The sequence below is a fragment of the Streptomyces sp. YS-3 genome (genome assembly GCF_045257485.1).
Lineage (GTDB): Bacteria > Actinomycetota > Actinomycetes > Streptomycetales > Streptomycetaceae > Streptomyces.
On record NZ_JBJHPC010000260.1, the window covers coordinates 1 to 9,883 of the forward strand.

A 9,883-nucleotide genomic window follows, 5' to 3' on the forward strand; every position below is an offset into this window, starting at 1 on the left:
GGTCCTGGGGGCACGGCTGACGTTCCGCAACGCGGCGCCGGAGGGGGCCGGGGGCGGCCCCCGCTCGGCGGGGGGTGCCATCGCGGTGCTGTGGCTCCCGGAACACGCCCCGACGGCGACGGGAAGCTTCCCGGTTCTGCCGCCCCAGGTGTAGCGCGTGGGGCGGGTGGTTCCGCCCGTCCCCGCGCAGCCCGAAGGCCCCCGGAGCAGCACACGCTCCGGGGGCCTTCGGTACGTCAGGGGCGCGGGTCAGACCCGCTCGCGTACGGTCGGCGCCGCCGCCGCGCCCGCGTCGGCCGAAGCCGGCGCATCGGTCTCGGCCGGCGCCTCCGCGGGCTTCGCAGCCGCGTCCGGCCCGGCCCCCCGCAGCGGCACCTCCTTCACGAACAGCGAGGCCAGCACCGCCCCGAGGGCCACGGCCGCGCCGAGGACGAACGCCCCGTGCGTCCCGGAGGACACCGCGTGCTGGTACGCCTCGCGGAGCGGAACCGGCAGCTTCGCCAGGCTGGCCGCGTCGAGCTGGGCGGACCGCTCGGTGATCCCGGCCCCGCCGCGCGCCGACATCTCGTCCTGGACCCGGCTGTTGAAGAGCGCGCCCATGATGGCCACACCGAAGGACGAGCCGAGCGTACGGGCCAGCGTGCTCGTCGAGGAGCCGACGCCGATGTCCCTCATCTCGACGCTGTTCTGCGCGACCAGCATGGTGATCTGGAGCAGGCAGCCCATGCCCGCGCCGAGCACCGCCATGTAGAGGCCGGAGGTGAGGCGCGTGGTGCCGGTGTCCATGGTGGACAGCAGGTACAGGCCCGTCACCATCAGGAGGCTGCCGACGATCGGGAACGCCTTGTAGCGGCCGGTCGAGGTCGTCACACGGCCCGCGAAGAGCGACACCACGGTCATCGACAGCAGCATCGGAAGCAGCAGCAGACCGGAGTTGGTCGCGGACGCGCCCTGTACGGACTGCTGGTAGAGCGGCAGGAAGAGGACCGCGCCGAACATCACGAAGCCGGTGATGAAGGCGATCGTCGCCATCAGCGAGAAGTTGCGGCTGCGGAAGATGTGCAGCGGCACTATCGGCTCGGCCGCCTTCGTCTCGACGAAGAAGAAGCCGACCAGGGACGCCACGCCGAGCGCGATCAGCTCCATGATCCGGGCCGAACCCCAGGCGTACTCCGTCCCGCCCCACGTGGTGACCAGCACGATCGCGGTGATGCCGATGGTCAGCAGCACCGTACCGAGGTAGTCGATCTTCGGCTTGGACTTCTTCTTCGGCAGGTGCAGGACGGCGGTGACCATCGTGAGGGCGACCGCGCCGAGCGGCAGGTTGATGTAGAAGGACCAGCGCCAGCCGAGGTGGTCGGTGATGGAGCCGCCGACCAGCGGGCCGCCGATCATGGCGATGCCCATGACGCCGGCCATCATGCCCTGGTACTTGCCCCGCTCCCGCGGCGGGATCAGCTCACCGATGATCGCCATGACGCCGACGATCAGACCGCCCGCGCCCAGGCCCTGGATCGCCCGGAAGCCGATCAGCTGGCCCATGTCCTGGGCCATGCCGCTGAGGGCGGAGCCCGCGAGGAAGACGACTATGGAGCTGAGGAAGGCGCCCTTGCGCCCGTACATGTCGCCGAGCTTGCCCCAGATGGGCGTGGAGGCGGCGGTGGCCAGGGTGTAGGCGGTGACCACCCAGGACAGATGGGCCATACCGCCCAGGTCACCGACGATGGTGGGCATCGCGGTGCCCACGATCATGTTGTCCAGCATCGCGAGGAGCATCGCGATCATCAGGGCCAGCAGGACCACACGGACGCTGCGCTGCTTGGGTCCCGCCTCTGGAGCCGCGGCCTTGTCGGCCTCCGGCTGAATCTGTTGTGCCATGTCTCCCACTCCCTGCCCCACACTTACTTGCCGCCCGGCTAGTTACTACACTGGGGAAAGTAGACCCCCTACTAGCCGGGCGTCAAGTAAGTTTTCAGGAGAGCTCGATGGCCAGAGGCAACACCCGCCAGCGCATCCAGGATGTGGCCCTGGAGCTCTTCGGCGAGCAGGGGTACGAGAAGACCTCGCTGCGCGAGATCGCGGCGCGGCTGGACGTCACCAAGGCGGCTCTCTACTACCACTTCAAAACCAAGGAAGACATCCTGGTGAGCCTCTTCCAGGATCTCACCGGGCCGATGGACGAGCTGCTGGAATGGGGGCGTACGCAGCCGCAGACCTTGGATTCGAAGATCGAGATCCTACGGCGTTACAGCGACACCCTGACCGGCGCCGCCCCCCTCTTCCGCTTCATGCAGGAGAACCAGGCCACCGTCCGCGAGCTGTCCATCGGGGAGAACTTCAAGGACCGCGTCCTGGCGATGGTCGAGCTGCTCAAGGACCCGGGCGCCCCCCTCGCCGACCAGATCCGCTGCTTCACCGCGCTCTTCTCCATGCACGTGGGCATGCACGCCCTCAAGGACCTCGAAGGCGACCCCGAGGAGAGGCGCAAAGCCATCCTCGAAGTCGCCATCGATCTGGTGACGCAGGCCCACGGCGGGGGCGGGTCCGTCAGACCTTGACGCCCGCGGTGCGCAGGAAGGCGACCGGGTTCACGGCCGAGCCGTAGTTCGCGGTCGTGCGGATCTCGAAGTGCAGGTGCGGGCCGCTGGTGTTGCCGGTGTTGCCGGAGAGGGCGATCCGCTGGTCGGTGGAGATCGTCTGCCCGATACGGACGTCGATCCGCGACAGATGCGCGTACTGGGAGTACGTGTTGTCGGCGTGCCGGATGACGATGGCGTTGCCGTACGCGGGGCCGTCGCCGCCGCCGTTCGGGCCCGCCTTGACCACGGTGCCCGTGTGCACGGCCTTGACCGGGGTGCCGACCGGCACGGCGAAGTCCTGGCCGGAGTGCTTGTGCGCCCACATCGAGCCACCGGTGCCGAAGGTGGCGCTGAGCTTGTACGTGTCCACCGGGTCCACCCAGCCGGCGGCCTTCTTCGCCGCCGCCTGCTTGGCCTGCGCGGCCTGCGTGGCCGCCTTGGCCAGCGCGTCGGCCTGCGCGGCGACGGACGCGGCGGCGCCGGCCCTGACCGGGGAGCCCGCCGTGTCGGCCGCGACGGCCGTCCCGCCACCCAGCAGGGCCGTCACTCCCAGGCCGGCGCCCACGGCGGCGGCGCACAGGCGCAGGACGGTCGGGCGGGGGGTGCGGGAAGCGAGGCGCTGGGACATGCGGGGACATCCTCCGGGAGGGACGACTGGGGGCAGGAACAGGCCCGGCACACGAGCGGCGCACCGGGCTGCATACCTTGGTAACCCGCACCCCCGTTACCGCCCAAACCGCCCATCTACTACTGAAAGCCGTATCGATCAGCGCGGGAATGCGGCCGGGGCAGCGGCCATCGCCTGCTACCGGCGCTAGTAGGGCCCCGCGGGCCTGTGCGGCTTGTCACCGCGGGGCACCGCCCGGAGTGACCTGAGTCCCCCTTTCCGGGGCCGAGGCCCGTGTGCGCGGCTACGCTGACGCGTCGTGGAACCCGGACTGCTCACCGCCAAGGTCGCCTCGGCCGCCGTCGCCCCACTGATCCGCCGCCTGTTCACCGCTGAAGGCGCCGGTGCCGGCCTGGCCGACCGCCCGGTCCGGATCTCCTCGTACGTCTCCTTCCGGGGCGAGCGGCGCACCCTCGGCCAGGCGGAGCTGCGCACCCTCGCCGCCAAGCTGGTCAGGGCCGCCCTGCGGGCCGGAGAGCGGCCGTTCCCGGCCGACGAGGAGCGGGCCGTGGCCGACGCCCTCGCCCGCACCCTCCACGCCCTCGGCGAGCTCACCCTCAGCGACGCCGAAGCCGTCGCGCTGGGCCACCGGGAGCTCGCGCGGGAGCTGCGTCGCGCGGGCGACCACCCCGAGCGCCACCTCTCCGCGGACGCCACCCACTTCTACGAGCGCCTGCTCGACACGAGCTGTCTGCACATCCTGAACTTCTTCACCCAGCGCTCCACCTTCGTCGCCGCCACCCTCGTCGAGCAGAGCCGGCGGCAGAGCGAGCTCATCGCGCGCGTGGACGAGCTGATCGCCCGTACCCCGAGGGCGGACGCCCAGGACGCCGGTTTCGAGGCGCGTTATCTCGCTCAGCTGGCCAAGAAGCACGGCAAGCTGACGATCTACGGGATCGACCTGGCCAACTCGCCCCGCAAATGGCCGCTGGACACCGCGTATCTGCGGCTGGAGGCGGTCGGCCGCCCGTCCGGGTGGGGGCGTGCGTACCAGGAGCGCACGCCGGTTCCGGGCGCCGTGAGCGCCGGAGAGGACTTCGCCCCCCGGCCCGCCGACCGCGTGCTCGCCGACCACGAGCGCGTCCTGCTGCGCGGCGAGGCGGGCTCCGGCAAGACCACGCTCGTCCAGTGGCTCGCCCTGTCCGCCGCGCGCGACGACCTCGACCACGCCACCGCGTACCTCTACGACCGCATCCCCTACGTCCTGCCGCTGCGCACCCTGACCCGCCACGGCGCACGGCTGCCGGCGCCCAGGGACTTCCTGGCCGCCGTCGGCTCACCGCTGGCGGGCGAGCAGCCGCGCGGCTGGGAGGCCAGGGTCCTGGGGGACGGGCGCGGTCTGCTTCTGGTCGACGGCATCGACGAGATCCCGGATGCCGAGCGGACCGCCACGCGCGCGTGGCTGAGCGAGCTGATCGAGGCCTACCCCGGCAACCGCTGGCTGGTCACCTCGCGCCCCTCGGCGGTCGGCGAGGACTGGCTCGGCGAGGAGGGCTTCACCGAGCTCATGCTCTGCCCGATGAGCCTCGCGGACGTGGCCGCGTTCGTCCGGCGCTGGCACACGGCGGCACGGAACGGCGCCGAGGACGACGCCGAGCTCACCGCGTACGAGAGCCAGCTTCTCCAGGCCGTGCGCACCAAACCGGACCTGGGGCGCCTGGCCACCAACCCGCTGATGTGCGGTCTGATCTGCGCCCTCCACCGCGACCGGCGCGGCTTCCTGCCGTACGGCCGCAAGGACCTGTACGACGCGGCGCTCTCCATGCTGCTCATCCGCCGCGACCGCGAGCGTGACATGCGGGTGCCCGAGCGCCGCCAGGAGCCACAGCTCCAACTGCTCCAGCGGCTCGCGTACTGGCTGATCCGCAACGGCCGCACCGAGATGGACCGCGCCCGCGCCGAATCGGTCATCGCGGACCTGCTTCCCTCCGTCCCGGAGCTCGCCGAACTCGGCGACGCGCGGGCCGTGTTCGAGCACTTCCTGCACCGCTCCGGCCTGCTGCGCGAACCGGCCCCCGGCACCGTCGACTTCATCCACCGCACCTTCCAGGACTATCTGGGGGCCCGGGCCGCCGTGGAGGCCGGCGACCTGGGCATGCTCGCCGCCCACTCCGCCGACGGCCAGTGGGAGGACGTCATCCGCATGGCCGTCGCCCACGCGCGCCCGCGCGAACGCGTGGAGCTGTTCGAGGAGCTCCTGGCGTACGGCGACGCGCACGCCGACCCCACCGTGCGCACCCGGGTCCATCTGCTCGCGGCGACCTGCCTGGAGCACGCGTCCGCACTCACCGCCACGGTGCGGGCCGAGGTCGAGACGCGCACGGCGGCGCTGATCCCGCCGCGCGACCTGGCGGCGGCACGGGCGCTCGCGTCGGCCGGGCCGATGATCCTCGACCTGCTGCCCGGCCCCGCAGGGCTGGACAAGCACACGGCCGAGCTGGTGGTCGTCGCCGCCTCGCACGTGAAGTCGGAGCGCGCGATCCCGTTCCTGGCCCGCTTCGGCCGCCACCCCGCGCGACGGGTGCGGGCCCAGCTCGTCTGGGCGTGGGGGCGGTTCGACACACGTCAGTACGCGGACGAGGTCATCGCCGGGGTGGATCCCGAGGACCTGCTCTTCACCGTCACTTCCGAAGAGCAGCTGCGCGCCCTGGGAGGCTTCGGCACCCGCAGCGGGCTGGAGGCGCGCGGCGACTTCACGGCGCGGGCCCTGGGCGCCTACGCGGCGGAGGCCTCCCTCACCCGAGTGAAGATCAGCGAGAACGCCGTCCTGGAGGACCTGTCGTTCCTCGCGGGCCCGCATCCGCTCACCGACCTGAGCGTGAACGACTGCGACCGGCTCACCGACCTGTCGGGGTTGCGGGACAAAACGTTGACCGGGCTCTCGCTCACCCGGATCGGTAACGCGGACCTGAGTCCGCTGGCCTCACTGCGCCGGCTGCGCTCGCTCGCCTTGACCGGCGACCGGCTGTCCTGGGCGCCGGTCTCGCTCCCGGCGGGCTCGCTCGAGTCACTCGACGTCACCGGGGTGGCCGCGGCCGACCTGCGGGGCCTGGCCGACCGCGTCCCTGCCCTCAGCGGTCTTCACCTGGGGCCGTGGAGCAGCCCCGAGAGCGCGGAGGAGTGGGCCGAGGTGGCCCGCATACCCCACCTGCGCACCCTCCAGGTGACGGGGGCGTCACTGGCCATGGCCCCGCCCGCGCTCACCCTCCCGTCGGTGTTCCAGCTCGTTCTGGTCGACCACGTGCCACCGAGCGCCCTCACCCGCCTCGCGGACCTTTTTCCGCGCCTGCACGTCCTGAGTCTCTGGGCGGCCCAGCAGCAGTACGACCTACGCCGGGTCGTGGTCCCGCCGACACTGATCCACATCGACTTCCTCGCCATGCGACCCGTGCTCGGCATCGACCGGCTGCCCGAGGGCGTCCAGGTGTTCGTGGGCGGAAAGCCCCTGCCCTGAGCGGCTACACCGTCCCCTGCCACGTCGGGCCGCGTGGATCGACGCGTGGAGCCACGTGACACCGCGCACGAAAAGGGGCTGCCCCGGCCCGTACGGACGACATCGTGTCCGTACAGCCGGGGCAGCCCCTTGGGACGAGCCCCTGGAGGCTACGCCTCCTTGCTCAGGTTCGGGCCGGCGCCGCCGGCCGCCTGCTCGATCGGCGGGACGTCGGGCAGCGCCGACTTCTCCTCGCCGCGGAAGGTGAAGCTCTTCGCCTCGCCCTCGCCCTCGGTGTCGACGACCACGATGTGACCGGGGCGCAGCTCACCGAAGAGGATCTTCTCGGAGAGGATGTCCTCGATCTCGCGCTGGATCGTCCGGCGCAGCGGCCGGGCGCCCATGATCGGGTCGTAGCCCTTCTTCGCCAGGAGCGACTTCGCGTCCGCGCTGAGCTCGATGCCCATGTCGCGGTCCTTCAGACGCTCGTCCACCTTGGCGACCATGAGGTCGACGATCTGGATGATGTCTTCCTCGGTGAGCTGGTGGAAGACCACCGTGTCGTCGACACGGTTGAGGAACTCGGGGCGGAAGTGCTGCTTCAGCTCCTCGTTGACCTTGACCTTCATCCGGTCGTAGTTCGACTTGACGTCGCCCTGGGCCGCGAAGCCCAGGTTGAAGCCCTTGGAGATGTCCCGGGTGCCGAGGTTCGTGGTCATGATGATGACCGTGTTCTTGAAGTCGACGACCCGGCCCTGGGAGTCGGTCAGACGACCGTCTTCCAGGATCTGGAGCAGGGAATTGAAGATGTCCGGGTGGGCCTTTTCGACCTCGTCGAAGAGGACGACGGAGAAGGGCTTGCGGCGGACCTTCTCGGTCAGCTGACCGCCCTCTTCGTAACCCACGTATCCGGGCGGGGAGCCGAAGAGACGCGAGACCGTGTGCTTCTCGCTGAACTCCGACATGTCGAGGGAGATCAGCGCGTCCTCGTCACCGAAGAGGAATTCGGCGAGCGTCTTGGAGAGCTCGGTCTTACCGACGCCGGACGGACCGGCGAAGATGAACGAGCCACCGGGGCGCTTGGGGTCCTTCAGACCCGCACGGGTGCGCCGGATCGCCTGGGAGAGCGCCTTGATGGCGTCCTTCTGGCCGATGACGCGCTTGTGCAGCTCGTCCTCCATGCGCAGCAGACGGGAGGACTCCTCCTCCGTCAGCTTGAAGACGGGAATGCCGGTCGCGGTCGCGAGGACCTCGGCGATGAGCTCGCCGTCGACCTCGGCGACGACGTCCATGTCGCCGGCCTTCCATTCCTTCTCGCGCTTGGCCTTCGCGGCGAGCAGCTGCTTCTCCTTGTCGCGGAGAGAGGCCGCCTTCTCGAAGTCCTGGGAGTCGATGGCCGACTCCTTGTCGCGGCGCACGCCCGCGATCTTCTCGTCGAACTCGCGGAGGTCCGGCGGCGCGGTCATCCGGCGGATGCGCATCCGGGAACCGGCCTCGTCGATCAGGTCGATCGCCTTGTCCGGCAGGAAGCGGTCCGAGATGTACCGGTCGGCCAGGGTGGCGGCCTGGACCAGCGCCTCGTCCGTGATGGACACACGGTGGTGCGCCTCGTACCGGTCGCGCAGACCCTTGAGGATCTCGATGGTGTGCGGCAGCGACGGCTCGGCGACCTGGATGGGCTGGAAGCGGCGCTCGAGAGCGGCGTCCTTCTCCAGGTGCTTGCGGTACTCGTCGAGCGTGGTGGCACCGATGGTCTGGAGCTCACCGCGGGCCAGCATCGGCTTCAGGATCGAGGCGGCGTCGATGGCACCCTCGGCGGCGCCGGCACCCACGAGGGTGTGGAGCTCGTCGATGAACAGGATGATGTCGCCGCGGGTGCGGATCTCCTTGAGGACCTTCTTCAGGCGCTCCTCGAAGTCACCGCGGTAGCGCGAGCCGGCGACCAGCGCGCCCAGGTCCAGGGTGTAGAGGTGCTTGTCCTTGAGGGTCTCGGGCACCTCGCCCTTGACGATGGCCTGCGCCAGGCCCTCGACGACGGCGGTCTTGCCGACGCCGGGCTCGCCGATGAGCACCGGGTTGTTCTTGGTACGGCGGGACAGCACCTGCATGACCCGCTCGATCTCCTTCTCGCGCCCGATGACCGGGTCGAGCTTGGACTCACGAGCGGCCTGGGTGAGGTTCCGGCCGAACTGGTCGAGGACGAGGGAGGTCGAAGGCGTGCCCTCGGCCGGGCCGCCCGCGGTGGCGGCTTCCTTGCCCTGGTAGCCGGAGAGCAGCTGGATGACCTGCTGCCGCACCCGGTTGAGATCGGCGCCCAGCTTCACGAGGACCTGGGCGGCGACGCCCTCGCCCTCGCGGATCAGGCCGAGCAGGATGTGCTCGGTGCCGATGTAGTTGTGGCCGAGCTGGAGGGCCTCGCGGAGCGACAGCTCCAGGACCTTCTTGGCACGCGGGGTGAAGGGGATGTGACCGGACGGGGCCTGCTGGCCCTGACCGATGATCTCCTCCACCTGCTGACGGACCGCCTCAAGAGAAATCCCGAGGCTCTCCAGGGCCTTAGCGGCGACACCCTCACCCTCGTGGATCAGGCCCAGGAGAATGTGCTCGGTGCCGATGTAGTTGTGGTTGAGCATCCGGGCTTCTTCCTGAGCCAGGACGACAACCCGCCGCGCGCGGTCGGTGAACCTCTCGAACATCGTTAATCGCTCCTCAGAGCGGTCGGGCAGTAAGGGGTCGGTCCCCTCCCTGTCCTTCCGCATGCTAGTCCCGTGGGACGGGACAGCTCATTCCAACTGCCGACATCCGACCCGATCACCCCCGCCCAGGCGGGGAAAGTTGCTGCCGAACAGTCGACAACTGCTCCAACTCGATGGTGCGAGACGATGTTCCCGCAGGCCAAGCAGATACCCCTGTCTCCACTACGCCGATGGCGAACGCGAGACGGCCCGGCGGGCTCCACGCCCCTCCCCACTAGGAATGTCTTACCCGCAAGCACCGACAGTCCATGCGGCGCGCCCCGGTTCCCTCAGCTACGGGCGAACACACTTGCGCCGCCGAATGCTTCCGCACGCCCCCGTTACCGCTACGGAACGCAACCGTCCGGAAACTCCACGTAACTCCGGGCCGTTTCAGGAGTTGCTCCGGTCATGGCCCTCACCGTGCCCTCCCCCGCGCTCCCGGCTCCGCCCGGGCCGGTGCCCCCGC

The 9,883-nt window shown here is 70.3% G+C and carries 5 protein-coding genes and 1 pseudogene; 3 read left to right on the forward strand and 3 right to left on the reverse strand.

Features of this window, described 5'->3' with window-relative positions:
- Nucleotides 1-154, forward strand: a pseudogene (locus ACJA3G_RS20995) (two-component sensor histidine kinase); the annotation flags it as partial.
- 95 nt (nt 155-249) lie between these two features.
- Here ACJA3G_RS20995 and ACJA3G_RS21000 read toward each other — a convergent pair.
- Entirely contained in the window at nt 250-1,878 is a 1,629-nt protein-coding gene (locus ACJA3G_RS21000; RefSeq protein WP_406554559.1) for an MDR family MFS transporter, read from the reverse strand.
- 107 nt (nt 1,879-1,985) lie between these two features.
- Here ACJA3G_RS21000 and ACJA3G_RS21005 point away from each other — a divergent pair, with 107 nt between their 5' ends.
- Nucleotides 1,986-2,558, forward strand: coding sequence for a TetR/AcrR family transcriptional regulator (locus ACJA3G_RS21005; RefSeq protein ID WP_406554560.1), 573 nt, complete (start codon nt 1,986-1,988; stop codon nt 2,556-2,558).
- Here the strand turns inward: ACJA3G_RS21005 and ACJA3G_RS21010 are convergent.
- Entirely contained in the window at nt 2,548-3,207 is a 660-nt protein-coding gene (locus tag ACJA3G_RS21010) for a M23 family metallopeptidase (protein ID WP_406554561.1), read from the reverse strand. The genes ACJA3G_RS21005 and ACJA3G_RS21010 overlap by 11 nt on opposite strands.
- Nucleotides 3,208-3,505: 298 nt before the next feature.
- Here ACJA3G_RS21010 and ACJA3G_RS21015 point away from each other — a divergent pair, with 298 nt between their 5' ends.
- Nucleotides 3,506-6,700, forward strand: a complete 3,195-nt coding sequence (locus tag ACJA3G_RS21015) for an NACHT domain-containing protein (RefSeq protein ID WP_406554562.1) — start codon at nt 3,506-3,508, stop codon at nt 6,698-6,700.
- Between the two features lie 149 nt (nt 6,701-6,849).
- Here the strand turns inward: ACJA3G_RS21015 and ACJA3G_RS21020 are convergent, their stop codons facing one another.
- Nucleotides 6,850-9,375, reverse strand: coding sequence for an ATP-dependent Clp protease ATP-binding subunit (locus tag ACJA3G_RS21020; RefSeq protein ID WP_406554563.1), 2,526 nt, complete (start codon nt 9,373-9,375; stop codon nt 6,850-6,852).
- Nucleotides 9,376-9,883: the final 508 nt, after the last annotated feature.

Excerpts from the sequence above, each read along its gene's own strand:
- ACJA3G_RS21020 (WP_406554563.1), bottom strand. The coding sequence starts at position 9,375 with ATGTTCGAGAGGTTCACCGACCGCGCGCGGCGGGTTGTCGTCCTGGCT.
- ACJA3G_RS21000 (WP_406554559.1), bottom strand. The coding sequence starts at position 1,878 with ATGGCACAACAGATTCAGCCGGAGGCCGACAAGGCCGCGGCTCCAGAG.
- ACJA3G_RS21005 (WP_406554560.1), top strand. The coding sequence starts at position 1,986 with ATGGCCAGAGGCAACACCCGCCAGCGCATCCAGGATGTGGCCCTGGAG.
- ACJA3G_RS21010 (WP_406554561.1), bottom strand. The coding sequence starts at position 3,207 with ATGTCCCAGCGCCTCGCTTCCCGCACCCCCCGCCCGACCGTCCTGCGC.